The sequence below is a fragment of the Jeotgalicoccus saudimassiliensis genome (genome assembly GCF_000756715.1).
Taxonomy (GTDB): domain Bacteria; phylum Bacillota; class Bacilli; order Staphylococcales; family Salinicoccaceae; genus Jeotgalicoccus; species Jeotgalicoccus saudimassiliensis.
In genome coordinates this window covers 2,033,461-2,058,751 of sequence record NZ_CCSE01000001.1, presented here as the reverse complement: position 1 = coordinate 2,058,751, position 25,291 = coordinate 2,033,461, and the positions used below count along the sequence as shown (strand labels likewise).

At 43.2% G+C, this 25,291-nt stretch carries 27 protein-coding genes; 6 read left to right on the top strand and 21 right to left on the bottom strand.

Features of this window, described 5'->3' with window-relative positions:
- The first annotated feature begins 125 nt into the window (after positions 1–125).
- The 3 genes from RZ44_RS10265 (at position 126) to RZ44_RS10255 (ending at position 4,241) form a co-directional block, all read left to right on the top strand.
- A complete protein-coding gene (locus tag RZ44_RS10265) occupies positions 126–1,844 on the top strand; it encodes an ABC transporter ATP-binding protein (RefSeq protein WP_035811083.1) in 1,719 nt (572 codons plus the stop codon).
- Between the two features lie 320 nt (positions 1,845–2,164).
- Positions 2,165–3,031 (top strand): prephenate dehydratase, encoded by an 867-nt coding sequence (locus tag RZ44_RS10260; protein WP_035811080.1) that lies wholly within the window; start codon positions 2,165–2,167, stop codon positions 3,029–3,031.
- The gene (locus RZ44_RS10255; RefSeq protein ID WP_035811078.1) at positions 3,009–4,241 is read left to right on the top strand and encodes a dicarboxylate/amino acid:cation symporter; all 1,233 of its coding nucleotides are present in this window, start codon (positions 3,009–3,011) and stop codon (positions 4,239–4,241) included. The genes RZ44_RS10260 and RZ44_RS10255 overlap by 23 nt, the downstream gene beginning before the upstream one ends.
- A 78-nt stretch (positions 4,242–4,319) precedes the next feature.
- On the opposite strand, the gene RZ44_RS10250 is transcribed toward RZ44_RS10255, so the two are convergent.
- The 8 genes from RZ44_RS10250 to RZ44_RS10225 form a co-directional block, all read right to left on the bottom strand.
- A complete protein-coding gene (locus RZ44_RS10250; RefSeq protein WP_081962395.1) occupies positions 4,320–5,003 on the bottom strand; it encodes a DUF421 domain-containing protein in 684 nt (227 codons plus the stop codon).
- A gap of 120 nt (positions 5,004–5,123) precedes the next feature.
- Positions 5,124–6,530, bottom strand: coding sequence for a purine-cytosine permease family protein (locus tag RZ44_RS10245; protein ID WP_035811074.1), 1,407 nt, complete (start codon positions 6,528–6,530; stop codon positions 5,124–5,126).
- A gap of 281 nt (positions 6,531–6,811) precedes the next feature.
- Entirely contained in the window at positions 6,812–8,083 is a 1,272-nt protein-coding gene (locus RZ44_RS10240; protein ID WP_035811071.1) for a putative glycoside hydrolase, read from the bottom strand.
- Positions 8,080–8,241 (bottom strand): hypothetical protein, encoded by a 162-nt coding sequence (locus RZ44_RS11515; RefSeq protein WP_331709024.1) that lies wholly within the window; start codon positions 8,239–8,241, stop codon positions 8,080–8,082. Before RZ44_RS11515 ends, RZ44_RS10240 begins: the two co-directional genes overlap by 4 nt.
- A gap of 57 nt (positions 8,242–8,298) precedes the next feature.
- Positions 8,299–9,417, bottom strand: coding sequence for a polysaccharide deacetylase family protein (locus RZ44_RS11510; RefSeq protein WP_052108972.1), 1,119 nt, complete (start codon positions 9,415–9,417; stop codon positions 8,299–8,301).
- A 115-nt stretch (positions 9,418–9,532) separates the two neighbouring features.
- Complete coding sequence (locus RZ44_RS11355) at positions 9,533–9,697, bottom strand: hypothetical protein (protein WP_171816127.1); 165 nt, start codon at positions 9,695–9,697, stop codon at positions 9,533–9,535.
- Positions 9,698–10,288, bottom strand: coding sequence for a nitroreductase family protein (locus RZ44_RS10230; RefSeq protein ID WP_035811069.1), 591 nt, complete (start codon positions 10,286–10,288; stop codon positions 9,698–9,700).
- Positions 10,285–11,127: an alpha/beta hydrolase gene (locus RZ44_RS10225; RefSeq protein WP_035811066.1), complete on the bottom strand. Its 843-nt coding sequence runs from the start codon at positions 11,125–11,127 to the stop codon at positions 10,285–10,287. Before RZ44_RS10225 ends, RZ44_RS10230 begins: the two co-directional genes overlap by 4 nt.
- A gap of 113 nt (positions 11,128–11,240) precedes the next feature.
- Here RZ44_RS10225 and RZ44_RS10220 point away from each other — a divergent pair, with 113 nt between their 5' ends.
- The gene (locus RZ44_RS10220) at positions 11,241–11,507 is read left to right on the top strand and encodes a hypothetical protein (protein WP_035811064.1); all 267 of its coding nucleotides are present in this window, start codon (positions 11,241–11,243) and stop codon (positions 11,505–11,507) included.
- An 82-nt stretch (positions 11,508–11,589) separates the two neighbouring features.
- Here the strand turns inward: RZ44_RS10220 and RZ44_RS10215 are convergent, their stop codons facing one another.
- The 13 genes from RZ44_RS10215 to RZ44_RS10155 form a co-directional block, all read right to left on the bottom strand.
- Positions 11,590–12,411 (bottom strand): PhnE/PtxC family ABC transporter permease, encoded by an 822-nt coding sequence (locus tag RZ44_RS10215; protein ID WP_035811056.1) that lies wholly within the window; start codon positions 12,409–12,411, stop codon positions 11,590–11,592.
- Positions 12,411–13,223, bottom strand: coding sequence for a PhnE/PtxC family ABC transporter permease (locus RZ44_RS10210; RefSeq protein WP_081962419.1), 813 nt, complete (start codon positions 13,221–13,223; stop codon positions 12,411–12,413). Before RZ44_RS10210 ends, RZ44_RS10215 begins: the two co-directional genes overlap by 1 nt.
- Before the next feature lie 10 nt (positions 13,224–13,233).
- Positions 13,234–14,151, bottom strand: a complete 918-nt coding sequence (phnC, locus tag RZ44_RS10205; RefSeq protein WP_081962394.1) for a phosphonate ABC transporter ATP-binding protein — start codon at positions 14,149–14,151, stop codon at positions 13,234–13,236.
- Positions 14,152–14,235: 84 nt separating this feature from the next.
- Positions 14,236–15,297: a PhnD/SsuA/transferrin family substrate-binding protein gene (locus RZ44_RS10200; RefSeq protein ID WP_035811053.1), complete on the bottom strand. Its 1,062-nt coding sequence runs from the start codon at positions 15,295–15,297 to the stop codon at positions 14,236–14,238.
- 94 nt (positions 15,298–15,391) lie between these two features.
- Entirely contained in the window at positions 15,392–16,210 is an 819-nt protein-coding gene (locus RZ44_RS10195; protein WP_035811051.1) for a PHP domain-containing protein, read from the bottom strand.
- On the bottom strand, positions 16,207–16,905 hold the full coding sequence (locus tag RZ44_RS10190) for a phosphonate C-P lyase system protein PhnL (protein ID WP_035811047.1): 699 nt from the start codon (positions 16,903–16,905) through the stop codon (positions 16,207–16,209). Before RZ44_RS10190 ends, RZ44_RS10195 begins: the two co-directional genes overlap by 4 nt.
- Before the next feature lie 10 nt (positions 16,906–16,915).
- Positions 16,916–18,091, bottom strand: coding sequence for a phosphonate metabolism protein PhnM (gene phnM, locus RZ44_RS10185; protein WP_331709023.1), 1,176 nt, complete (start codon positions 18,089–18,091; stop codon positions 16,916–16,918).
- A gap of 13 nt (positions 18,092–18,104) precedes the next feature.
- Entirely contained in the window at positions 18,105–18,947 is an 843-nt protein-coding gene (locus tag RZ44_RS10180) for an ATP-binding cassette domain-containing protein (RefSeq protein ID WP_035811043.1), read from the bottom strand.
- Positions 18,934–19,785, bottom strand: coding sequence for an alpha-D-ribose 1-methylphosphonate 5-phosphate C-P-lyase PhnJ (locus RZ44_RS10175; protein ID WP_035811040.1), 852 nt, complete (start codon positions 19,783–19,785; stop codon positions 18,934–18,936). The genes RZ44_RS10180 and RZ44_RS10175 overlap by 14 nt, the downstream gene beginning before the upstream one ends.
- Positions 19,782–20,861 carry a carbon-phosphorus lyase complex subunit PhnI gene (locus RZ44_RS10170; RefSeq protein ID WP_035811038.1) on the bottom strand — a complete coding sequence of 360 codons (1,080 nt, stop codon included), beginning with the start codon at positions 20,859–20,861 and terminating at the stop codon, positions 19,782–19,784. The genes RZ44_RS10175 and RZ44_RS10170 overlap by 4 nt, the downstream gene beginning before the upstream one ends.
- Positions 20,862–21,422: a phosphonate C-P lyase system protein PhnH gene (gene phnH / locus RZ44_RS10165; RefSeq protein ID WP_035811036.1), complete on the bottom strand. Its 561-nt coding sequence runs from the start codon at positions 21,420–21,422 to the stop codon at positions 20,862–20,864.
- A gap of 10 nt (positions 21,423–21,432) precedes the next feature.
- Positions 21,433–21,852: a phosphonate C-P lyase system protein PhnG gene (gene phnG / locus RZ44_RS10160; protein WP_035811035.1), complete on the bottom strand. Its 420-nt coding sequence runs from the start codon at positions 21,850–21,852 to the stop codon at positions 21,433–21,435.
- A 551-nt stretch (positions 21,853–22,403) separates the two neighbouring features.
- Entirely contained in the window at positions 22,404–23,144 is a 741-nt protein-coding gene (locus RZ44_RS10155) for a GntR family transcriptional regulator (RefSeq protein ID WP_035811033.1), read from the bottom strand.
- A gap of 205 nt (positions 23,145–23,349) precedes the next feature.
- Between RZ44_RS10155 and RZ44_RS10150 the strand changes: the two genes are divergently transcribed.
- Entirely contained in the window at positions 23,350–23,931 is a 582-nt protein-coding gene (locus tag RZ44_RS10150; protein ID WP_035811031.1) for a xanthine phosphoribosyltransferase, read from the top strand.
- On the top strand, positions 23,931–25,223 hold the full coding sequence (locus tag RZ44_RS10145) for a nucleobase:cation symporter-2 family protein (protein ID WP_035811028.1): 1,293 nt from the start codon (positions 23,931–23,933) through the stop codon (positions 25,221–25,223). The genes RZ44_RS10150 and RZ44_RS10145 overlap by 1 nt, the downstream gene beginning before the upstream one ends.
- The last annotated feature ends 68 nt before the right edge of the window (positions 25,224–25,291 follow it).

Genomic DNA, 25,291 nt, shown 5'->3' with positions numbered 1-25,291 from the left:
GATTTTACACCAATTAACCGTATAAGTTAATTTTTTATCATGCGGAACCCGAAATAATTTCAACCTGTAAAAATTTAATAGTGGTATAATCTATATGCTTATAATATATGAAAAAAGGATGGGGCATGGTGAAGAAATTTTTATCTTATTACGCACCTTATAAAGTCTTATTCACAGTCGATTTTCTGTCTGCAGTTATCGTCGGCATTCTGGAACTTGCGTTCCCGATAATTGTCAGCATGTTTATAGATGAACTGCTGCCTACCGGCAACTGGCAATGGATTTTGATTGCTGCTCTGGGATTGGTACTTGTGTATTTATTCAATACGTTTCTGCAATTCGTCGTTACATACTGGGGGCATATGCTCGGAACAAACATCGAACGGGACATCAGAAATGATCTATACGGACATATTCAGAAATTATCATTCCGGTTCTTCGATAATACGAAGACAGGAAAACTGTTAACTCGCTTAACGAATGATCTGATGAATATCGGGGAAATGGCACACCACGGACCTGAGGATCTGTTTATCGCAGTGATGACACTGCTCGGGGCATTTGGAATTATGTATTACATCCACCCGGAACTGGCTATTATTGCATTTATCGTCGTTCCGCTGATTCTTGTTATCGCCATTTACTTTAACAAGAAGATGACTGTCGCTTTCCGCGAGTTATTCGGCCGCGTTTCCGAATTTAACCATTTAATCGGGGATAAAATCGGAGGTATCCGTTTAGTACAGGCTTTCGCTAATGAAAAAGAAGAATTTGAAGCGTTTAAAAAAATTAATGACAGCTTCAGGGCAACCAAATTAAAAGCATATAAAATTATGTCTTTTAATACGTCCAGCACATACATGCTGATGCGTCTCGTTACAGTGTTCATTCTCATTGCAGGTGCATATTACGTAATGCAGGGAGAACTGACATATGGAGAATTCGCCGCATTCATATTAATTTCCAACGTACTGTTCAAGCCGCTTGAAAAAATTAATGCGGTTATTGAGCTTTACCCGAACGGTATTGCAGGATTTAAACACTTCCTGGATACGATGGCTGTTCAGCCGGACATAAAGGAAAAAGAAGATGCGGTTGAATTAACCGGCGTCAGCGGGAACATACGCTACAGCAATGTTTCTTTCAAATACGAAGAGAAAAATGTGCTGACAGATATTTCATTTAACATTAAACCGGGTGAAACGATTGCTTTTGTCGGACCATCAGGTGCAGGAAAAACAACACTATGTTCACTCCTCCCCCGCTTTTACGATGTTTCAAAAGGCAACATTTCCATCGATGGTACAGATATCAGGGATCTGACATTATCTTCACTCCGGGAAAATATCGGAACCGTGCAGCAGGATGTATTTCTTTTCGCAGGCACATTGAAAGAAAACGTTGCTTACGGTAAACCGCATGCAACAGATGAGGATGTTTATGACGCTCTTGAAAAAGCACAGCTGAAAGAACTGGTTGACAGTTACAGAGACGGACTTCAGACTATCGTCGGGGAACGCGGTGTTAAATTGTCCGGAGGACAGAAACAGCGTATCGCAATTGCCCGCATGTTCTTAAAGAATCCACCGATTTTAGTACTGGATGAAGCGACGAGTGCACTGGATACTGCAACAGAAATGTATATTCAGGATGCACTGAACCGCCTCGCTGAAGGCCGCACGACACTGGTTATCGCCCACCGACTTGCGACGATCAAAAATGCAGACCGTATTATGGTGGTTACAAAAGACGGTATTGCCGAGAGCGGTACTCATGAAGAACTGCTGTCGCTCGATAACGGAGTATATAAAGAACTTCATCAGGCACAGTTCAGCCAAATTTAAATTGACAAAAGAATTCTTAATTGTTAGACTAATTAACATTATTAAAACTTTAATTGATGAGAGTGATTTTTATGTTACAGCAGACAAAAATATCACAATTAAATACTTTCTTTTTCAGCTATTTTAGATAGCGTCTGTATTCCATCGTGGATATAGGCGTGACCTAAATCTATGATGGCTGAATTAATGATGCATCAACCAGCCATTAGCAGAATCTAATTGGCTGGTATTTTTATATATACTTTAACCGGACCAATTGGATTTCTGCAGGCAGAAGTCAATTTGGTCTTTTTTAATATAAAAAATAAGGAGTGTTTCAAATGAAAATTGGTTATCAGGGTGTAGAAGGCAGTTACAGTACGCTTGCCTGTGCGGCATTTGCCGGCAGCGAAAAATATACGACGGAAGGTTATATGACGTTTAAACTGCTCGTTGAAGCACTTCTGAACGACGACGTGGATTATATTGCACTGCCCGTTGAAAATTCGACGAGCGGTCCGATTACAAGAACTATCGATCTGATGAAGTATTTGGATGTTAAAGCAGTCAGGGAAGTGTACGTAAAAATCGACCACGCGCTGATATCAAAAAAAACGATTGCACTCGATCAGGTTACAGAAGTTTATTCACATCCGGAAGCACTCGAACAGTGCTATACGTATTTAAGCCAGTATCCGAATATTGAAGTAAAAGAATACAGCGACACAGCAGGCGCAGTACATATGGTTAAAGAATCGGAAGATGACACAATAGCAAGTATTGCCGGCAGTCACGCAGCCGAACTGTACGGCATGAATGTCATCCGTGAAAACATCAGCGACAATCCACTGAACACAACACGCTTCTTAATATTCACGAAAGAACTGAGCGAAAAAACACTGCACGAAAAAACATCATTGTACATTGAATCCGACCACAGCACCGGTTCTTTAAGTGATATTCTGGATATTTTCAAAAGCCACAATATTAACCTGCTCTATCTCATGAGCCGCCCGATACAAAATAAACCATTCTCATACGGGTTCTTTATCGATATCGAAAATGATGTGGACCGGGCGAACTTTGATGCGGCACTGTCAGTGCTCAAAAAAGAAACATCCTATATCAATATACTCGGCAGCTATGAAAAAGGTCAGATTCCGGAGTATGAAGGAGTGATTCAGAATGAAAAATATACTGACAGGTAAAAAACATTTATTTACCCGGATTGCAATCGGGTTTGTCATCGGGATTCTATTTGGGATATTACTGCCTGAATTCTCCCTCAGCATAAAGTTTATCGGAGATATTTATTTAAATATTATTAAAGCAATGATTATACCGATTATTTTTGTCGCCGTTTCAACCGGCATTATTAATATCGCAAGCGGCAGAGACCTCGGCAGGATCGGCTTTAAAAGCATATTTGTATTTGTACTGATGTTCGTTGCCACTGCGGGAATCGGCTTATTAATCTCGTACCTCGTCAGACCTGGAAACCGTATTAACATTGCCGAATCAGGTTACGACGGTGAAGTCACTTCCCCGTCTGTTGACGAATTCTTTATGAACATTATTCCGGACAATCTGTTTATGGCACTTTCTGAAGGCGACATACTTGCAACAATCATTTTTACTGTTGTATTTTCCATTGCAATTGTTGCTGTCGGCAAAGAAGCTGAACCTGTTAAAAGCTTCATAAACAGTCTGTCAAAAGTTATATTTAAAGTATTGGATTACATTATGGAATTAACACCAATCGGTATTATTTCGCTGATGGCCTTCGCTGTTGCAGAATACGGTGCAGGAATATTCTCGGCACTCGGACTTTATATTGTGACTGCTTATGCAGCTTGTATTATCGCATTTATAGCTGTGATGCTGATTCCGGTCTGGCTGTATACAGGAATGTCACCAGTTCAGTTCATGAAAGGAATATATAAAGTCTGGCTCGTGTCACTTGCCACTACAAGCTCAGCAGTTACAATGCCGACGACAATCAGGGTGACTAAAAATGACTTTAAGGTCAGCAACTCAATCACCAGCTTCGTAGTTCCTCTCGGTACAACTATAAACATGGCCGGAGGCGCGATATCGTTCAGCCTTCTGGCTGTATTCGTCTCAGATTTCTACAACCTCCCGCTCGGCGTCGGCCAGATTATCTACCTGGTAGTCATTGCCACTGTTATAAATATGGCTGCACCGGGAATTCCCGGCGGCGGTATCGTGCTTGGAGCTTCATTCCTGACATTACTCGGACTGCCGATTGAATTAATGGGTCCTATAGCAGCTATTTACAGAATTCTTGATATGGCATATACGACGATGAACATTACCGGAGATGCCGCTGCCGCAATTTTAATTGATGAGTCGGAAAAACGGAGAAATAAGAAGACCCGCGTGATGGCAGAAGCGTAAATTGACTATACCCGTTCACAAACAGCAGAGATGCATTAAAGACCATCCGGCAACGGTTTGTTGCCGGATGGTTTTATTTTATTTCTGATATTCCTGTAAAAAAAATCCCTTCTTTTCACTCCACTCTGCGTAGAAAACATCATCGAGATCTGCATTTTCTTCTTCTCTCAGCTTATCGCGGAGCCACGTTTCATCTTTCCCTCTGTTTTTCAATCTTTCGTGTTCAACTTTTCCTGCATCGACAAACAGATATGATAATTCATTCTCAGTATAATCTGTCTCTAGTTCGCTTCGTGTCGGCGGTTCTCCTCCCGCATACTGCATCACGGAGAGTTCCCCGCTCTCTTCAAGTATTGCATACTTCACTTCGCTTAACGAAAACACATCTTTCATTCTGAGCAGCATACGGACTTCATCGACGTCCATATTGTTTTTCTCCATAAGTTTCGCATCGAGACGGCCGTCTTTTATTAGAATTTCCGGATCCCCCTGCGCAGCACTTTTGAATTTTCGGTTTTTCAGCGCAATTTTTTCAAGCACATAAATCAGCAGCGCCCAGAAGAACAATGCAAACACCATTTCGTACACAGGCACCGTTGCATCGTACATCGCTTCTTCAATAATCCCGCCGAGTATCAATGCATAGACGAAATCAAGCGGCGTAATCTGTGCCAGCTCTTTTCGCCCCATCAGCCTGAGAACAATTAACACACCGATTAACCCGGCGGTTAATTTCAGTGCATACATCATCAGATCTTCCATTTTATTCCCTCACTTCTAATAAGTATTAACTTCTATACTCTTTTAGAAATACCCCTGCCCGTTTTATTAAAACAAAATGGCCGGAACGTCGCTGTTCCGGCCATTTATAACATAGCTGATTTATTTCGTTTTAACGAGAATATCTCTTTCATCGACATCTTTAACTTCCGTTTTCAGATAGTATCTGCCTTTCGTCATTGATGCAATGACAATCGTCAGTACCGCTGCCAGCAGTGCTGCAAAAAATGCCGCTGTACTTTGCAGGAATGTACCCATATAGCCAAGTGCCGCAATTGTTCCAAGTAAACTTGAAATAATCAGCGACCAGACACCAACGGGGTTCCATTTATACAAATATTCCTGACGTTCTTCATAGTGTCCCGGCCCGATTTTCATCATGCGTTTAACTACGACAAAATCAGTCACTAAAATAGCTGCCCATGACATCAGGAATACGCCCTGGAATGTTAATGCAGCATCTAAGTGATCCGTAATGCCGCCGAGCATTAGAATCATCGCGATGACACCGGCAACAACTACCCAGAATCTGCGTCCCGGAGTGAATTTTACAACGTTCTCAAAGAAGTTTGATAACGATAAAGAGCTGCTGTAAATGTTTGTAACATTTATGCGCACCTGCGTAAGCATAGTGAACAATGCACCGCCGATACCGAGTAAATGAACGATATATACACCGGGGTTCGGCTCGTTTAAGCGCACACCAAACCAGATTCCAAGTCCGCCCATTACACCGTAACAGAAAATCTGTGGAATAAATCCAATCGCAAATGAACCGCCTTTAATGTGTTCGGGTTTTAAGAAACGCGCATAATCTGATGCAATCAGTGCAGTTAATCCGACAATTCCATGCTGCATTCCAATACACAGTAACAGTGCTGTTCCGCCAATCTGCATACCTTCAGGCATGTAAGTCCAGAACGGAGCATCGTATTGTGACGGTGTCATAAATGACACGGTTATTGCTGCAAAAAGGAATATAAAGAATATCGGCAATGACCATTTTTGTAATTTATCGAGCTGTTTAATTCCAAACCAGTTAAGCGGAATAACAAGAGTTCCAAATACGACTATGAGCAGCCATACCGGAATAACAGGGAAGAATTCGTGTACTGCAAAGACGAGGATCATACCTTCAAGTGCACAGTACATAATAAAGTTGGAAGCATATATTAAAGACGTTAATGACGCACCTATGTATCCGAAGCCTCCGCCCCGCGACATTAAGTTGACGTTCATGCCTGATCTCGCTGAAAGGTAAACAATAACTGTACCCATTACACCGGCAACGACAATTGCATATGCCGCTGAAATCAGAGCGTTAATTGCACCGAACTGCAGTGCCATCACACTTCCTATCTGGAAGTAGAATATTGCTGTAGCAATACCAAAAGTAATATTTGTTATACTGAGCCATCCCATTTTACGTTCGTTATATGGAACTTTAGATAATGAGTGGTCACTCTCGGTCGTTTCAATCTGATGATCTGCTGTTTCCTCAGACCTCATAATTATCCTCTCCAATCTTATGAAACTTTATATTAAGACGACTTTTACACTATACACTGTTTTCACCGTCAAATCAATCCCAACTGTATCTTATTACACTTTATAGTCGACATAACATGTAGATTAACAATAAAAATGAAAGTATACTTTATATATCTAAATTGAAATTTAATTTCAAATATAGAAGTTTTAGTGAAATTTATCACTTGTTTTAAATCTGTACAAACGTAAAGAAACCCTTGTCATCATTCGTTTTTGATAACAAAGGGTTCCAATGAAATTTATTGATATTCCGTACCTTCAGAGTATTCATTTTGTGCATTCCACAGTAAATACTCATCTATACCGTTATCTTTTAATGCCTGAATTTGAGCTTCCACTTCCGGTGCATTATACTCGATATAATTACCCGGTCCGAGATCACCTGCCGTAAAGTCCTGAATCCACGGCCTTGATTCGGGCGGTTCCTCGAGCACACCGAGCACTTCGTTTTCCACTTTCATATACTGATCCACCACTGCATACGGTTCTGTATCAGGTGCTGCGATATCAAATGAATAGGCACCCCAGTGAGACGGATAAATCATCGATGAGATAATATCCACATTATCTGCAATCTGTGAGAAATTCTGCCCGATGCCCGGTGCTTCACGCTGCGTTGCGGCATAGCCGAACACATCGACGGAGACGTCCACATCATACGGCTTCAGCTGCTCACTGGCATACGCTACAAAATCAGTTACAGCATTCACTCTCTGCTGAACTTCATCTGCTTCAGTATTGGCATATTCCCCAAAATCATATGTCAGACCGGACGAGAGCGTATCAAATGATTCCGGAAATCTCACGTAGTCAAACTGAATTTCCTTGAATCCGAGTTTTGCCGCTTCAATTGCCACATCCACATTATAGTCCCAGACTTCCTTTAGAAACGGATTGACGAAACTTTCCCCGCTGCCATTCTGCCAGACCGAACCGTCAGGATTCAGGTACGATAAATCCGGCCTTTCCATTGCAAGTCTTGAATCTTTGAAAACAACGATTCGTGCAATCGGGTAAATTTCATTCTCCTCCATCGTCGTCATGAGCGCCTTTGGATCGACGTAATCATACATATGATTACGTACAATATCATTATCCACATCGAGCGGCATCATAATATCACCGATATCTTCCTTAACGTCGATTACCATTGAATTTAAACCTGTATTGTTAACAAGGTCAATCAACTCCGGCATCCGTTCTCCACCTGCTGAATAGGCTGTGACATAAATGCCTTTCACCCCTTCTTCCGGGTACGGAATATCCACACCGGACTGGTACTGAAAGACAGGTGCAGTGTCTTCATGAACAGCATACAGCGGACTGTCATTTAAATTTAGTGCTGTTTCCTGACTTTCGGTTTCTGTCTGCTGTTCTTCAGTGTCTCCGGCGGTCTTTCCAGCCGTACCGGTGTCATCTCCGCCCATCTCCGCTCTGATTGCCAGTGCAAGAAGGAAAAATAACACAGCCAGTATGCCGCCTACCATAATTAAAAAATTTTTTGTACTCATTCAGCCACCCCGCCTTCCCGGTCGATTGACGCCGGATCAATAAGCGTGTAATCCTTGTCTCTCAATCCATTGACTATATCCGCCAGTGCGCTGCTCGTCCACGTACGGTCGTGCATTAACAGATTGGCTCCGTTTCCAAGCATTTCAGTATTGACCATAATTTCAGCCAGTGCTGCCGACTCCTGATATTCCGGTTCCCAGTCAAAGCCGTATGTTCAGTTCATAACGGTCATACCTTCTTCTTCAGCAATCTCTATCGATGCTTCACTGTTGACCCCGAACGGTGCACGGAAAAACACCGGCCGCTCCCCTGTGACTTCCTCTATCAGATCGTTCGTGTCCACAATTTCAAGTGCTGTATCTTCCGGTGTCAGCTGCTGCAGATTAAAGTGATTATAAGTATGATTGCCAATCTCAAAACCAAGTTCATATATTTCTTTCAGCTTCTCCTGTCCTTCTCCCGATTCGATTAACATACCGTTAACGAAAAATATGGCAGGGGCATCGAGTTCTTTTAAAGTATGGGCCATTTCAACGGCACTTTCATCCGGCGCATCATCTATCGTAATCAGTACCGCTGCCGGATCGGCATTATCTGATGACGGTACAATTTGAGACGTGCCGGGGTCAACCGTATACAGCAGTTCAGTTTCACCCTCCGCTGCTGCATCAGAATCCGACTGCACCGCTCCTTCACCCTGCGTCTCTTCGCCCAGTGCATATTTCACTTCATTGCCTGCACTCTCAAATGCCTGCAGCTGTTCATTTACCGCGCCGTAATGCCCCTTAACTTCATCATGAAGTGTATTAATTTCATCCATGCCGTCACGCATAGTATTATAGTCGGCATCCCCGCCGCCAAGTGCTTCAAAAAAAGATGTTTCTGCACTGCTGATATCGGCGTAACCTTCGCGGATACTCTTTATGCTCTTTTCAAGCTGCTCCGCACTGTCCGCCAGTTTCTGAGTCTGCTCTTTTGTCAATTCTTCACTTTCACTGACATCGGCAGAAACAAATTCCTCAGACATTCCTGTAAGCTCTTCTTCAGTTTCCGACAGACCGGCCGCCAGATCTTTACGTTCTTTCAAGTTCTCATACAGCGGCGATTTACTATCTTTAAAATCTGCCAGTTCTTCATCCGTTACCGCCTCATTGAACAGGACGGTCATTTCAGCTTCACGATCAATAATACTCTGAATAGCTTCTGTCAGTGCAGGTGCAGTATCCTCTTCAAATGTTTCAATATTCGATAATACTTTACCTTCCGGGCTCCCGCATGCACCAAGTGCAAACACTGCCGCAATAAACAGCGCTGATATTATGTATCTCTTCATCGTTAACACCCCAATCCAAATTTCATGTATTAAAATATATATCCATCAAAAAAAGGGCAACTCCATATAATGAAGTTACCCTGTCAGCCGTAAATAATGCATATTTTACATTTTTTCATTTGGTATCCGATTCAATGCTGAGACTGCAGTAAACCCCTGCAATGAATATTATAAAAACAGCAGGATATACAATAAAGTTATACTCTGCCGGAATAATCCAGCCTACACTGAACATAAGCAGTGTCGCTGTCAGGAATAGAAAGATTGCAGCCTTTTTCATCTATTCGTTATCCTCAGTTATCCACACCGTCTTATCTTCGAACGGAATACGTTTCGGTTCCGGATTTTTCTTCATATCCGATTCCCCGACAAAGATGACACCGAGTATTTCCTCTTCTTCAGTCAGATTAAAGTACTGTTTAACAGGCTCGGCATAATATGCCGGACCGCTCTTCCAAATTGCGCCAAGACCCATGCCGTGCGCTTCGAGAAGTATATTCTGAACTGCAGCGGAAACCGCTGAAACATCTTCAATATAAATTGCTTTTTCATTGCCTTCCTGAGGGCTGAGTGCCACAACAATTGCTGTCGGTGCGATTAACGGTTTTGAGCTGAGCTTTTTAATACGTTTTTGACCGGCTTCACTGTCCGGATCATCGACACGTGTTTTCGCCCATCCGGCGAGAACACGTGATAATGGCAGACGTCCATCCCCCTGCAGTACGAAGAACTTCCACGGTTCAGTATGGTGATGGTTCGGTGCCATAATTGCTGCCTGCAGCAGCTGTTCAACCGTTTCTTTACTTACAGGTTCTATATCTTTAAATATTTTTACACTGCGCCTTGTTTGTATTGCTTCACTTATGTTCATTTAATTTCTTCCTCCGTATTTTTCAGCCTGTCTTCTATCCAGCTGATAATAGTCCTGAAGATCTCTTCCTTCATCGTAAATTCGTTAAATATTTCATGTTCCAGTTCAGGATAAATAATCAGTTGCTTATCCTCTGAAGAAATTTCCTCATGGAACTGTTCGGAATCGAGACTTGCCACGAGACCGTCATTTTCACCGTGCAGAATCAGCACCGGATCTTTAAAGTCTCCCGCTTCAAGCTTCAGATACTCAATCCCTTTTTCAACCGTTCTGATCAGTCCGATTGAGATTTCCTTTTTGTTCAGTGCATCCTCAACATAGTGTTTCAGGACGATTTTCGTGCTGCACAGCCCTTCGCCAAGTTCATTTTTAATATAATCGTTGCTGTCGAGACCGACAGGCACTCCGGCAAAGAGTTCGTGATTGTAGCGCGTCAGTGCCCCTGACGTAATATAGCCGTCAATTTTACGCGGATATTTTGTTCCGTATAACGCAGCTGCATAACCGCCCATGCTGTGACCGATTACAAATAACTGCTGGTTCGGGAGATGTTTTTTCGTATAAAGTACGATTGCTCCGAGATCATCTGTAATCTCGTCCATATTAGAGTAAAATGTATTCTCTCCGGAAGAATGACCGTGACCCCGCTGATCGTAACGGATTACGTTAAAACCGTTTCTGAGCAGTGTACCAGCGATATCGTCGTATCGTCCAAGATGCTCTGCAAGTCCGTGGACAATAATGATTGTCGCTTTTGCTTCTTCAGGTACTTCTGTCGTCTGTACTTTCGTATAAAGCAGTGTACTGTCTTTCGACTCAATGTATTTTACAAATGACATAATCATCACTCCAATCTCTGTTACTTGAAATTATAACCTTTCCTTCATGAAATTGCATATCTTAAAGGGTTAATATATCATTGAGAAAAATACTAATTTATAAAGGTGCTATTATGACCAATCAGAAAAAATACATTCTCTCGTTCATATGCGGGTTCCTTTTATACCTCATTATGTTCGTCGCATTAATCTACTTTAATTTTATTTACTATACGACGGGATTCTTCGCTTTTGTCATTTTTGCGTTCGTTGCTTCAGTACTGTTCAGAACACTGGCAAATAAATTTGCAAAAGAAGGCGACCGTCCTGATTTATATTATATGATTTTTATCGGCAGCTTCGTTGTTCCGACGCTGATACATATGATTTTCTTTATTTAATTTCAAGCATTTCCGAGAGCAAAAAACGTCCTTTTCCCAATCGGGAAAAGGACGTTTTTTTATACAGCTGTACATCATTACTTTATGCATTAGCTTTTAATTTGTTTGCAATCAGTTCAAGAATAATTGCCACAACAAGAATAATCAGTGTAATTGCTCCTACTTCCTGCATATCGTAATAGAACGAGCTCGCCATGAACAGTTCATATCCGATACCGCCTGCTCCTGCTGCTGCACCCATCGCCACAGCGACCCCGAAATTGATTTCAAATCTCAAAAATGTCCATGAGATTAAAAAGCTTTTCGTCTGCGGCACAACAACCTGGAACAGAATATGTGAATAACTCGATCCCGTCGCACGTAGAGCTTCAATTTTCCCCTCATCCACTTCTTCAAAAGCTTCCGAATACGCCTTAACGAGATACGCAATCGAATGGAAAATCATCCCGATAACCGCAGCCACTGCACCAAGTCCTGCTGCAATCGCAAAAATTAATACCCACAGCACTGTCGGAACAGCACGTACGACTGTTATAAATCCTTTTATCGTGTTACTGATCCACGGTTTCGATAAGTTCACTGCAGTACCAAAAGCAAGAAACAGCGATATCACCGCACCTAGAATTGTCGCTAAAAATGCGAGTGACAGCGTGACTGTCACCTGCCATAAAGCACTCGTCCACGTCGTGTTGTTTAAACTGGGAGATAAAAACATCTGTCCGAGGTTATCGATCGTCATTGGAATCGCATGTGCGAGATCGAGACCTGTGTAATCCATCAGGAAAAAACCGATTACCGTAAATATTAAAGAACCGATTAGCAGACCTTTCAGTACCCTCTGTCCTCTGTTCGGTTTGGAGACCTTAATACCGCCATTTTTATTATATTCAACGACTGTACTCATTATAAAATCTCCCTTCTGATAATATTCGATAATGCTTCAATTACAAGCACCGCAATGACAATAGCCAGTGTAATCAGCGTCACCATTTCATAGTTCAGCTGTTTATAATACAGGTCGAATAAGTAACCGATACCTGTACCTGTCAGCAGTCCGACAAGCGTTGCACTGCGGATATTCGTTTCAATCATAAAGAGTATCCAGCTGAACATCTGCGGCATGCTGTCCGGCAGCACAGCTTTAAAAATCGTGTGCCAGTAGGTGGCACCTGTCGCTTGTAATGCTTCAACAGAATCCTCACTGCCCTCATCGATTGTTTCAAGAAATGCTCTGACTAAAAATCCGAATGATCCGAAGAATAACGCAAGGAATCCGGTCATGGAGTTCGTTCCGAAACTGATGACTAAAATCAGCGCCCACGCCACAACGGGAATGTTACGGGAAATTGAGGCGATGATTTTAGCTGCGTACATCAGCGGCTTATTAATATAAGTCAGTTTTGAACCGAACAACGCAAAGACCACTGCGAATACCGCAGCAGTTGTCGTCGACACGATTGAAATTAAAATCGTTTCCCATAAGAGTCTGAGAACACTGCCGAGGTTTGATAAAGTTGATGCCGAAAACCACATATTGCTCGCCATCCATGACATCGCAGCAGGAATCGACATAATTCCTTCAATATGACTGTATTCAGTTATGTAGCCTGCAAGCATAATCAACCCGACAATAATGACGACTGTCAGCAGCAGGTATAAATTTTTCTTTTGAATAATTGTAATTTCGTTTGGATGAACTGTACTTGTTTTATTCATCATTACTCACCTACTCCATAATTAAATCATCAAAGTCTGTACCGTAAACTGACTGAATGACTTCCCTGTCAATCTCTGTCGGATGACCGTTAAAGACTACTTCACCGCTGTTTAAGCCGATAATTCTGTCTGAATAATTTTTCGCTACATCCACCTGGTGCAGGTTAACGATAACAGTGATACCTTTTTCGCTGCAGATTTTTCTCAGATGCTCCATAATAACCCTCGATGAACCCGGGTCAAGTGATGCAATCGGTTCATCGCATAAAATAATTTTCGGCTTCTGGACTAACGCACGCGCAATACCGACACGCTGCTTCTGTCCCCCGGACAGCTCGTCACAGCGTTTGTAAATGTGATCTTCGATACCGAGCTCGGTAATTATATCCAGTGCTTCTTCTTTTTCCGATTCGGTATACAACGAGAAAATCCCCTGCAGACTGTTTTTATATCCCAGTGTACCGTGCAGTACGTTTTCATATACAGACAACCGGTCCACCAGATTATAATGCTGGAAAATCATGCCGATATTTGTTCTCATACGGCGCAGTTCGCGTCCTTTAACACTGGTAATGTCTTCATTATTAAATGTGATTTTTCCGGAAGTCGGCTCTATCATGCGGTTGATGGAACGAAGAAGTGTTGATTTACCGGCTCCGGACGGTCCGATAATCGACAGCAGCTCACCCTGTTTTATTTCGAAATTGACATCTTTCAGCACTGATTTACCTTTTGAATATTCCTTATTCAGATTTTCAATCGACATAATGACAGGCATTTCTCTGACTTCTTCTTTAGTCGCAGTCTCTACTTCCCCGCCTGTAATTTCAATATCTTCATCGAATGAAATGAGTACCTCTTCTGCTTCCTTTTGATAAAAGTCCGTCCTTGTTTCCTTAACTTCCTTTACTTTGTTGTCCACCACCATGGATATTGCCTCCTATATTAAAAAGAGGGGAATCCCCTCTTCGTTTAAAAATATTTAATGCTGTAAAGTTATTTCTACAGCTGATTAATTGCTCAGTTCTCTGATTGGATCGAACCACTCATCTTCAACAACTACGAAGCGCTCATCTGCTGATTTAGTGAATAAGCCGCCTTCTTCAGCATCTTCAGGTACGAAGATTTTTTCATTGTTCGCCACTTCGTCCGATGAAAATACTTCCTGGATTTCCTTAACAGTGTCAGCACCAAGAGTACTTTCGTTAGCGATAAACGGTGCATTCAGTACCGGTGTTGCTGAAATGATTCCAAACTGCTCTCCTGCAAGGTTCGAGAATGGATCCGCTGCACCTTCAGACACTTCGTAAATCGCTCCAGGTGTGTTTTCTTCACCTTCTGCCAGTTCAACGTAGTTCTCAAGACATGTGTCACAGAAAGCTGCAAGCTCAGCTCTTTCATTAATTAAGTTCACTGCAGAGCCCTGGTGCGTATTTCCGAACATAACCTGTTCAAAGAAACGGCCGCTTTCTGCAAGGTCTTCCTCAGTTAAGTCAGCATACTCTTCTGTTTCAGTGAAGTGACTCAGAATCGTTGCAGTTGGAACTCTGAAACCTGATGTCGATGAAGTTGAAACGAATGAGAAATTCGTGCCGGGGAATTTATCGATTGAATATTCACCGTCGCCTGTTTCAAACTTCTCCATGTTATCCACCTGTGTAGCAAACCAGCTGTAGTACAATGCGTCTTCTTCAGTTCCTGACGGCCCTGACGGCACTACTAACGGAACAATATTATCGTTGCGGTTTTTCGCCTGTATGTATCCTTCTGCACCTGTAAATGCCAGGTCAGCGTTATCATTAACAATGCTCTCTATTGCGATTGCATAGTCAGTAGTCAATTCATGCTCCACTTCTCTGCCTGTAGTTTCTTCTAAAATTGCACCGATTTCCTCACGTGCATCAGCAAGCTCACTGCCTGATTCGTTAGGGTACCAGACAACACTCAGAGGCTCGTCGCTGTTTTCAGCTGCATCAGCTGATCCGCTCTCTGCCTGTGGGTCTTCTTCTCCGCCGCATGCTGCAAGTGCCAGTACAAAAGCTGAACCAAGAAAAACATTGAATAACTTTTTCATTTTCAAACTCCTTAAATTTTATTTACAAGACTAATTTAAAATCATTCCAGGGCTATAGTAAATGCGATTTACAACTACTTAACACATGTTTATGCTATCTAAATAAACCGGCTGTCTCTTTTAACAATTCACTGTCTATACCAATTTCAACAGTATTGCCAAAATCACCGTGAAAGTCCGAACCTCCCGTAATAAAAAATCCATACTTTTCAGTCAGTGCATCTATTCTTTCTAAATCTGCCTCACTGTGATCCGGATGATACTTCTCCAGACCGTCAATCAGCTGATAGCTGTCGTCAATCAGTTCATAACTGTTCAGCTGGCCGGGATGTGCAATAACAGTCAATCCGCCGTCCTGTTTAATCGCTTTAAGTGCATCCGCATAGTCGATATACTCAATATCCCCTGCCGCCGGACCGCTGTTTTTAAACAGTGTGCGATACTTCGTCGTATACTTCGGACACGTATAATGGTCATCGCATATCGCATGCATTATATGCTGCTTGTAAATGACACCGAGCGGCCCCGCAGTCTTCTTCACTTCTTCAATATCAACATCAATACCGTACGCTTCTATCTTTCTTATCTGTTCCAGTGAATGTTTATGTCGTTTTTCGAGGAGCGGCTCCGTTAATTTTTTAATATTCGGTGCATCCGGGTCATAGTTGTAGCCGAGTACATGAACTTTTCGGTTCCTTTTAAAGTCATAAGCAGAAATCTCTATGCCGGGAATCAGCTGAATTCCAAGTTTTTTTGCGTAAGGCAGCGCTTCAATATATGTCATATTTGTGTCATGGTCGACGAAGCTTAACATTTCAATGCTGCGTTTTTTTGCCAGATCCAGCACTTTATTTACATTATCTTTACCATCGGAAAAGTTACTGTGCACATGCAGATCTATTTTGCTGTTCATATTGCCCGTTCCTCCAAAGTTTTCGTATTCATGTCGTACACTTTATTACAGAGTCCGTCCATAAATTCAAGGTCATGAAAGATGCCGATTAATGTCGTACCGTTATCGATAAGCTTTGAGATTGTTTCCCTGACTTTCAGTTTTGACTGTTCGTCAAGTGATGCTGTCGGTTCATCGAGCAGCAGCAGACGCGGATTTTTTACGACCGCACAGGCGATATTTAAACGCAGTTTTTCACCGCCGCTGAACGTATTCGGATAGTTGTGCCACAGTGCTTTTGGTATGTCGAAATGTTCAAGTGTTTCTTCTGCTGTTTTTGCTGCAGTGTCTTTATCGATGCCCATTTCAAGCATTGAATTGATGACAAGTTCGAGTGTAGTCGTACGCGGCATCACTTTTAAAAACTGCGATACATAACCGATTTCTCGTGTACGGAGACTGATCAGTGAACGATCTGATATTTTGTGAAGATCGACATCGCCGTATCTGTCAGAGTCGTAGTGTACACTGCCTGTCGTCGGCTTATAAGTGCCGTAAATACTTTTTAAAATCGTTGACTTGCCGCTGCCGCTCTCACCGACAATGCCGAGAAATTCACCTTTTGCCACATTGAATGAGATGCCCTGTACCGCTTCTCTCGTCTGATCCAGATGATGAATCGTAAATGATTTACTGAAATCATTAATAGTAATCATGAGGTTCCTCCTAATCGATTCTGTAATGATACCGGCTGACTACTTTTCCGTTAACAATGCATTCTGTAATCGTCGGATAATCGTCAAACAGTCTGATAATGTTTAAGTCCGCTTTCTTGCCCGGTTCAATCGAACCGATTTCGTCATCCATATTTACCGCCCTGGCAGGGTTTAATGTAATCAGATTAAAACCGTCAACGAGCGGGTACTCCGCTTCTCTGTGAAGCTTAAATACCGAGTGCAGCATTGCCGCCGGGTAGTAATCACTGCATAAGATTGAAATGCAGCCCTCCATAATTGCATCTTTTGCATTTAAGTTGCCGGAATGCGAGCCGCCGAGCATAATATTCGGTGCACCAGCAAGCGTCGACATGCCTTTACCATCCGCATATTTGGCAACTTCCATCGTGATGGGGAACTCGCTGATAGTCGTCTTCAGCGTTTCATTGAAATCAATTTTCTCCGTCGCATCATCGTCGTGTGAAGCGACCGCAACACCTTTTGCTCTCGCCAGTTCAGAGAGTTCTTCCATTTCTTCAACTGACAGTCTCGACATTTTTTTCTTCACTGCAATCTGTGCATTAATTTCATCGTCCGACAGATCCCGGTAACCTTTCATCGTATGACGGTAGTTTTCAATATCGCGATACTGCCCCTGCCCCGGTGTGTGATCCATAAAACTGAGCAGATGAATCCGGTCCTGCTGAATGTGCTCTTTAATCGCCGGCAGCATTTCCACAGCATCCAGTTCAAAACGCGCATGCATACGGTGCCTGATTAAATGCTTTTCAGTATGTGTACGGTGAATTGCATGAATCAGCTTATCGACATTCTCGGGCTGCCTGACAGGTTTATGGCCGAATAAATCTTCTTTATAAATCGACAGTGAATGGAACATCGTTGTAATTCCGTGTGAGCTTAAAATTCTTTCCGATTCTTTAATGCCGATATTAAAGTCCATAATAGTCGTCGGACGCGGCGCAATAATACCTTCTATATAGTCAGAATGAATATCGATAAATCCAGCTGTCACGTAGCCGCCTTTGGCATCGATGACTTTCTCGTAATCTCCTGTATTCACTTCGCTCATCGGGATTAGTTTTTCTATTCTTTCGCCGTCGATAACGACTGCGAAATCATTAAGTATTTCCGTTGCCGTAATAACGCTGCTGTTTATAATTATCAAAATAAGTCACCTCTTAAAGAATTGAGTACACAAGCTGCTGTGTGTATTTATGCTGCGGGTCTTCCAGTATCTGATCGGTAATGCCATGCTCAATCACTTCCCCATCGAGCATAACCATCGTGCGGTCGCAGAGCATGCGGATAATCGCAAGGTCGTGTGAGACGACAATCATGCTGACACCCATGTCGCGCTGAATTTCCTTAATCAGTTCCAGCACATCGGCCTGAACTGATAAATCCAGTCCTGTTGTGACTTCATCAAGCAGTAAAATCGGAGGATAGTTCGACAGTGCTTTTGCAATTTGCACACGCTGCTGCATCCCGCCCGAAAAGTTTTTCGGTGCCTCGTATTTACGGCTCAGTGCAATTTTTACTTTCCCGAGGAAGTGATCCCCGCGGTCCGTCATTTCTCCGACATTACGGTTGCCGCTCGCAATCAGTTTTTCAGCAATGTTCGTTACCGATGAAAAATCCATCTTCAGGCCAAGTATCGGATTCTGGTATACCATCCCGAGCTGTTCATTTCTAATCTGTCTTTTTTTCTGGCTCGAGACGTTAAAAACATTACCTTCCACCGTACCGTCTTCCGGCAGTATATAATTACCGGACGTTGCATCCTGGTCAAAGTACAGCATCTTCATCAACGTACTTTTCCCGCTGCCGCTTTCTCCGACGATGCCGAGAATTTCACCTTTGTATAAATCAAATGAAGTATTTCTGACCGCATAAACGGTATGACAGTGCGGACACATATTTTTCTGCAGTTTAAAATTTTCATCCTTGCAGTATTCACAGCCGCTGCCGAATTGTTTCGATAAATCTCTGATCGACAGCACTACATCATCAATTGCCGGCATGTTGTACAGCCTCCTCGTTCAGCTTCTCAAGCATGTAGCTTGTATCATTTGTTACATAATATGTTTCTCCTGTTGCCTCGTCCTGCAGTTCATCCATATAGACGCCTGTCAGTCCTGATTCACGGCATACTTTATCGCTGAAGTCTTCCACTTCAAACGGATAATCTTCAAATGCCAGTGACTCCACTTTCGTGTACGGCGGTACAGCGTGAATTTTCTTCTCGCGGCCTGCACCTAAAAGAATCAGTCCTTCATTAAAGTTCATTTTCGGGTTATCAAATCTCGGTATCGGACTGGGTGCCATGACGTAGCGGTCGTTCACCATAACCGGATAGTCCGCATCATCCGTAATATGTCCGAACTTCATAATCTGCTCGAACAGTTTTATAAACGCCCCGCTGTATTCTTTGTCACCGTGCAGCATCTTCGTTTTTCTTTCACTGTGCTCAACAGCTCTCAACGGTTCCGGCTGCGGTACCTGCAGCACTAAAACCTGAAACGGCTTTAGCGGTACTTCCGGAATACGGTGGCGCGACTGAATCAGCGTCGCTTCTGCTGTATGAATCGTGTCTTTCACACCGGTCGTATTCTGTACGAGATTTCTGATGTTTACCGCGTTGACCGACTCATCAGAACCCTGGTCGATAACTTTCAGCGTATCTTCCCGGCCGACGAGCGACAGTGTCAGCTGCAGACCGCCGGTTCCCCAGCCCCGTGCAATCGGCAGTTCACGTGACGCGAACGGTACCTGATAACCCGGAATGGCGATTGCTTTTAACGTTTTTCTGCGGATTTCCTTTTTCGAGTGTTCATCTAAAAATGCAAAGTTCTGGCTCACTGCTGTTCCTCCTTACTTTGACGCATACGGTCAAGTTTCGACTGGAATGTTACATAGTGCGGCAGTTTCAGGTGCGAAATGAATCCTGTCGATTCAACCGAATCAATATGATAAAGTACGAATTCATCATCGCTTGTCGCTACACCCGGCACCGGATGCTCCAGACTGTAGTCCAGCACACTCATGGCGATTGCTTTCGTTTCGTTTTGTCCGAAGACGAGACCGTAGCCGATTTTAATCATGAGATCTTTGTCGCCTGCGTCCGACTCATCTTCCTCGAGGTCCGGCATAAATGCATCGATTTCCGTCACTTCAAAGTCACCGATAAAATATTCACCGTAATCATCGTCCGGATCAATATGAACCGGCTGTTGACCGACGCGGCATTCTCCGATATTCGGGTGGGCCGAAATACCGTAACCCCGGATTTCAGCGTAGCCAAGTGACGTTACAGCACCTGTCTGACCGCGCGTTAATGCCTGCAGACGCTGACTTCTCGTACTCGGGTATTCGATTGCTTTTTTCGTAATATCATCCGGTTCATCATTGTTTTCTTCTTCTCTCACGAACAACCCTTCATCTTCCAGATAGTCGATAACTTTCGGCAGTTTATCGAGTTCGTAATTGAACGGCACTTCCTTGTACTCAATCGTTTCGCTGGGTCCATATGCGAGAGTTTTCAGCTGGTCGTCCAGGAGACGGTGTGTGAAATCCGGTGACGCCCCTAAAATCTGGCCGCCCGGAATATCTTTAAAGCTCGCCGATACTCTCCGTTCCACAAACATTTCACGCGTATCAGTCACCGTTGAATAATACAGCCTCGGCAGCGTCGAACGGTGGGCACGCATCAAAAATACCGCTTCCTCCATGTTGCCTTCCGCCTGTTTAACCGCGAGTGCCGCGGTGTCTCTGTCGTAAAAGCTCGCTTCACTCATTACCTGGTTGATCAGCTGGCGCATATTCGTCTTAATATTTTCCACTTCAATATCTCTGCCGTCTTCGAGCCTTCTGTTTTTATACAGAATGACAGAGTTGTTAATCGCATGCGCGCCGCCTTTTACCGCAACGTAACCCATTTACCGCACCTCCACTTTCGTCGTTCTCGGAATAATTACCGTGTTGTTATGTTTATCCGTCAGAATCAGATCAATGCCGAGCGGGAACTCTTTACAAATGTCATTGCGCAGTTTTATCCAGTGACTGTCGAGCGACAGACTGACCTTCGTTTCCGTTTTGATGCCGGGACCTCTCAAACTGTAAAGCGTTCCTTCACCAACCGTTTCAACATCGATGATTAGTGTCGCTGATTTTTCTGGAGAAATTAAAATCCCTTTCATTACTTCCGTAAAGTACTCATCCTTTAAGTCCGCTTCTTTTGTCACGATAAAATCTGCAGTTGTGTGATCTTTATTCGGGATGGCCCCTGTTAAAACTTTCAGCTCTTTTCTCATCGTTTTATCTTTCGAGAAAAATGAAATTTCATTATCGAACAGCGTCATCGCTGTGAGCAGTGCAGCGTCGCTGAAATCCGAATAGTTTTTCACATCTTCAGCAATGTTTTCAATATGTCCCGGGCGGCTCGATGCGTTCACGAGCTGACGGTATACCTGCTGTGTTGTATGTACGATTGTTTTCACCGGAATCCTCCTAGTCGTTCATCATTTCGAAACTGACTTTAGTCTGTAATATTTTCTCTGTGCGTTCTGCAATTGATTTTGCTTCAATATCTTTAAGCGAATTTAAAATGTCATTCAATTCCGCTGTAAATTTCTCCAGTTTAAAACTTAAGTCGATAAAAGCCATTGCCTCCGACAATTCGGGGTCGGTACCTTTAACGAGTCCGAGCCCTACAGTTGAGCCATGTCTTATTTTAGATTCGGTCACCAGCACCTCACCCATGTAAAATAAAGTATTTCTGGCATGCTCCCTCGTTTTCACCATTACGAGCCCTTCTTCAGGTTCACTGATAATGTCGAATTCTAGAGAATCTTTGAATCTGTTGTAAAATTCGAGTGCTTCGAATCTGCCGTACTTTGCGAAAATGCGTGTCCATTGTTTTCTGTGCATGTCACAACCTCCTTATGACTTAATCCTAACTTGTTGCCAAGTTCATTATGATTAAGTGTTGGTAAAGGTATGTAAATGTTGGGTTGAAATATGTTTGGGATTGGTTAAGGCGGTGGATTGTTGGGGTGTGGTTGTGGGCGGGGGTGTGCGATTTACAACGGCGGCTGCCCGTTGTCATCCGGGGGCACGCGGTTCACAACACCGCTTCACCGTTGTCATCCGGGGGCGCGCGGTTCACAACACCGCTTCACCGTTGTCATCCGGGGGCGCGCGGTTCACAACACCGCTTCACCGTTGTCATCCAGGGGCGCGCGGTTCACAACACCGCTTCACCGTTGTCATCCGGGGGCGCGCGGTTCACAACACCACTTCACCGTTGTCATCCGGGGGCGCGCGGTTCACAACACCGCTTCACCGTTGTCATCCGAAACCGCGCGGTTCACAACACCACTTCACCGTTGTCATCCGAAACCGCGCGCCTCAACACCCCCCAAAAAACAAAAAAGACCGGAACGCAAAGTTCCGGTCTTCCATAATAGAATAACATCCATCTAGTCTTCATCTGACAGCTGGTGTTTAAACAGATCACTTCTATATAATATTTTCACTCTCTCGAGACAGTCATTCGTTTCCTTATCGTAAGTATCCGTTTCAAAAACGAGCAGCGGCACAAGTTCACTGCAGGTCAGTAGCTTCATTTCTTCCAGTGTCGGAAATTGTGCTGATAAAATGCGGTCTCTGCTTCTTAACTGTTCATACCCCGAAGTTTTAAAATAAGTATACACCGATGTCAGATTATCCTTCTCTTCATATATATGCGGAAACATGTCTTCACGAATATATGAAATATGAATCGCGCATGGTACCCCGTTCACAATTCTCAGCCTCGATACTTTAAAAATTTTCACATCTTCATTAAGTTCAAGCACCTTTCGGTATTGCACCTGCTCTTTATCGTCTGCGTAATCGGCGTAAATTACACGGCTTTCGTACGGAATGCCCTGTTCTTTCATTTTTTCCGAAAAGCTGGTCGTTCCCGTAATTAAAAACTCCACCGCCGGCAGCGGCTCATTTACAAAACGTCCGACGCCCTGTCTGCCGTACACAATACCCATCTTTTCAAGCTGGACAAGTGCGTTTCGCGCATCGATACGCTTCGCACCATAATTTTCCGCCAGTTCATTTTCGCTCGGCAATTTATCTCCGGGGACCAGTTCACCGTTTAGAATCATTTCATGTACTTTACTTCTGATTAAAGTTTCTTTTGAAATTACATTACTATCCAGGGACATAGTTAATTCTCCTTATTACACGATAAATTCATTATACACTCAAGGCTAAATCCATACTAATCATATCGATAACCGAACGTTTGAAACATTTTCATTCTTTGAAAACGCTTTTCAGGAACTTTTTGAAAAAATATTGTTGATAAGTTCGTTATTTCTGTTAATATAAATACATTCACAAACTTACACTGAAAAAGGAGCACTCATAATGGACTTGTTAAAAAATAAAATTTTATCTGAAGGTATCGCTCTTTCGGATAACGTATTAAAGGTAGATAAATTTTTAAATCATCAGATCGATCCTGAATTAATGGTGGAGATCGGTAAAGAATTCTACGAGAGATTCAAGGATGACAAGATTACAAAAGTACTGACACTGGAATCTTCAGGTATTGCACCTGCTGTAATGACTGCACTGAACTTCAACGTCCCTGCAGTCTTTGCCCGTAAAAGAAAATCACTGACTTTTACCAATGATTTATTATCTGCACAAGTCTTTTCATATACAAAACAGGAAACGAACATGATCAGTGTTTCAAATCAGTTCATCAAGCCCGGCGATAACATTTTAATTATAGATGATTTCCTTGCGAACGGCGAAGCTGCCGCTGCGCTGATCAGCATCGTTGAACAGGCAGATGCAAGAGTTGCCGGACTTGGCATCGTAATTGAAAAATCATTCCAGAGCGGCGCATCTATTCTTAAAAGTAAGAACTACCGCGTCGAATCCCTGGCACGTGTCCAGTCTCTGACAGACGGCACAATTACTTTCGTTGAGGATGCAGAATAATGCAGGAACATAATCCGTCCAATACAAAAGACTTTTCCCTCGGGCTGCAGCACGTCCTTGCAATGTACGCCGGTGCGGTAATCGTACCGCTTATCGTAGGTAACGCAATCGGCCTGACACCGGCCCAGCTGACGTACTTAATCGCTATCGATATTATGATGTGCGGTGTCGCAACGATTCTCCAGGTTTGGAAGAATAAGTTCTCCGGTATCGGACTTCCGGTTGTTCTCGGATGTACGTTCACCGCCGTCGGACCGATCATCAACATTGCGAATACATACAGCATCGAATCCGTATACGGTTCAATTTTAGTGTCGGGGCTAATCGTCGTACTGATCGCTTCGTTTTTCAGTAAATTAATCCGCTTCTTCCCGCCTGTGGTTACAGGTACGGTCGTTACTGTTATTGGTATCACTCTGATACCTGTGGCGATAAACGACCTTGCCGGCGGTCAGGGTGCCGAAGATTTCGGTTCACCTGTTAATTTGTTTTTAGGTTTTTCAACGTTAATTATTATTTTAATCATTTTAAAATTTGCTAAAGGATTCCTGGGCTCGATTGCGATTTTAACGGGAATCATTTTCGGAACGGTTATCGGTGCATTTTTCGGACAGGTGGACTTTACTCCTGTTGCTGAAGCATCGTGGCTGCACCTGCCTCAGGTATTTTACTTCGGCACTCCTGAGTTTCATTTCATTCCGATTTTAACGATGACACTCGTAGCGGTAGTCAGTCTCGTTGAGTCGACCGGTGTATATTTTGCACTGGGAGACATTACTGATAAGAAAATTAAAGGCGAAGATTTAAAGCGCGGTTACCGTGCTGAAGGTATCGCAATATTTTTAGGCGGTCTCGTGAATGCCTTCCCTTATACGACGTTTTCACAAAACGTCGGACTGATTCAAATATCAGGTGTCCGCAGAAATAAAATTATTTATATTGCGGGCGGCATGCTGATTATACTTGGACTGGTACCGAAAATCGGCGCTGCAACATTAGCAATCCCGGGACCTGTACTCGGCGGTGCGATGCTTGCGATGTTCGGTATGGTCATCAGTGCAGGAATTAAAATGCTCTCACGTGTTGATTTAAACAAGCAGGAAAACATGGTTGTTGTGGCAATCTCAGTAGCGATGGGGCTTGGTGTTACAGTCGTACCGGATCTCTTCAGTGCACTCCCTGAAAATATGTCGGTGATAACTTCAAGCGGTATTGTGATGGGAAGTCTGACTGCAATCGTGATGAACGCGGTATTTAACTTTAAATCGATTATTGATCCGCGGAATATATAAGGAGACACGCACCGGAATGTCCGGTGCGCGCTTTTTTATATGCTGCACTCTCCAGCCCTCTACAGTTG

Excerpts from the sequence above, each read along its gene's own strand:
- phnC (WP_081962394.1), bottom strand. The coding sequence starts at position 14,151 with ATGGTGGTGGACAACAAAGTAAAGGAAGTTAAGGAAACAAGGACGGAC.
- RZ44_RS10180 (WP_035811043.1), bottom strand. The coding sequence starts at position 18,947 with ATGCCGGCAATTGATGATGTAGTGCTGTCGATCAGAGATTTATCGAAA.
- RZ44_RS10240 (WP_035811071.1), bottom strand. The coding sequence starts at position 8,083 with ATGAGTACAAAAAATTTTTTAATTATGGTAGGCGGCATACTGGCTGTG.
- RZ44_RS10255 (WP_035811078.1), top strand. The coding sequence starts at position 3,009 with ATGAAAAATATACTGACAGGTAAAAAACATTTATTTACCCGGATTGCA.
- RZ44_RS10170 (WP_035811038.1), bottom strand. The coding sequence starts at position 20,861 with ATGGGTTACGTTGCGGTAAAAGGCGGCGCGCATGCGATTAACAACTCT.
- RZ44_RS10265 (WP_035811083.1), top strand. The coding sequence starts at position 126 with ATGGTGAAGAAATTTTTATCTTATTACGCACCTTATAAAGTCTTATTC.
- RZ44_RS10225 (WP_035811066.1), bottom strand. The coding sequence starts at position 11,127 with ATGTCATTTGTAAAATACATTGAGTCGAAAGACAGTACACTGCTTTAT.
- RZ44_RS10220 (WP_035811064.1), top strand. The coding sequence starts at position 11,241 with ATGACCAATCAGAAAAAATACATTCTCTCGTTCATATGCGGGTTCCTT.
- RZ44_RS10155 (WP_035811033.1), bottom strand. The coding sequence starts at position 23,144 with ATGTCCCTGGATAGTAATGTAATTTCAAAAGAAACTTTAATCAGAAGT.
- RZ44_RS10200 (WP_035811053.1), bottom strand. The coding sequence starts at position 15,297 with ATGAAAAAGTTATTCAATGTTTTTCTTGGTTCAGCTTTTGTACTGGCA.
- RZ44_RS10245 (WP_035811074.1), bottom strand. The coding sequence starts at position 6,530 with ATGAGGTCTGAGGAAACAGCAGATCATCAGATTGAAACGACCGAGAGT.
- RZ44_RS10215 (WP_035811056.1), bottom strand. The coding sequence starts at position 12,411 with ATGAGTACAGTCGTTGAATATAATAAAAATGGCGGTATTAAGGTCTCC.
- RZ44_RS11510 (WP_052108972.1), bottom strand. The coding sequence starts at position 9,417 with ATGAAGAGATACATAATATCAGCGCTGTTTATTGCGGCAGTGTTTGCA.
- RZ44_RS10260 (WP_035811080.1), top strand. The coding sequence starts at position 2,165 with ATGAAAATTGGTTATCAGGGTGTAGAAGGCAGTTACAGTACGCTTGCC.
- RZ44_RS10210 (WP_081962419.1), bottom strand. The coding sequence starts at position 13,223 with ATGAATAAAACAAGTACAGTTCATCCAAACGAAATTACAATTATTCAA.
- RZ44_RS11515 (WP_331709024.1), bottom strand. The coding sequence starts at position 8,241 with ATGGTCAATACTGAAATGCTTGGAAACGGAGCCAATCTGTTAATGCAC.
- phnG (WP_035811035.1), bottom strand. The coding sequence starts at position 21,852 with ATGCACAGAAAACAATGGACACGCATTTTCGCAAAGTACGGCAGATTC.
- RZ44_RS10190 (WP_035811047.1), bottom strand. The coding sequence starts at position 16,905 with ATGATTACTATTAATGATTTCAGTAAATCATTTACGATTCATCATCTG.
- RZ44_RS10250 (WP_081962395.1), bottom strand. The coding sequence starts at position 5,003 with ATGGAAGATCTGATGATGTATGCACTGAAATTAACCGCCGGGTTAATC.
- RZ44_RS10195 (WP_035811051.1), bottom strand. The coding sequence starts at position 16,210 with ATGAACAGCAAAATAGATCTGCATGTGCACAGTAACTTTTCCGATGGT.
- RZ44_RS11355 (WP_171816127.1), bottom strand. The coding sequence starts at position 9,697 with ATGAAAAAGGCTGCAATCTTTCTATTCCTGACAGCGACACTGCTTATG.
- RZ44_RS10150 (WP_035811031.1), top strand. The coding sequence starts at position 23,350 with ATGGACTTGTTAAAAAATAAAATTTTATCTGAAGGTATCGCTCTTTCG.
- RZ44_RS10230 (WP_035811069.1), bottom strand. The coding sequence starts at position 10,288 with ATGAACATAAGTGAAGCAATACAAACAAGGCGCAGTGTAAAAATATTT.
- RZ44_RS10145 (WP_035811028.1), top strand. The coding sequence starts at position 23,931 with ATGCAGGAACATAATCCGTCCAATACAAAAGACTTTTCCCTCGGGCTG.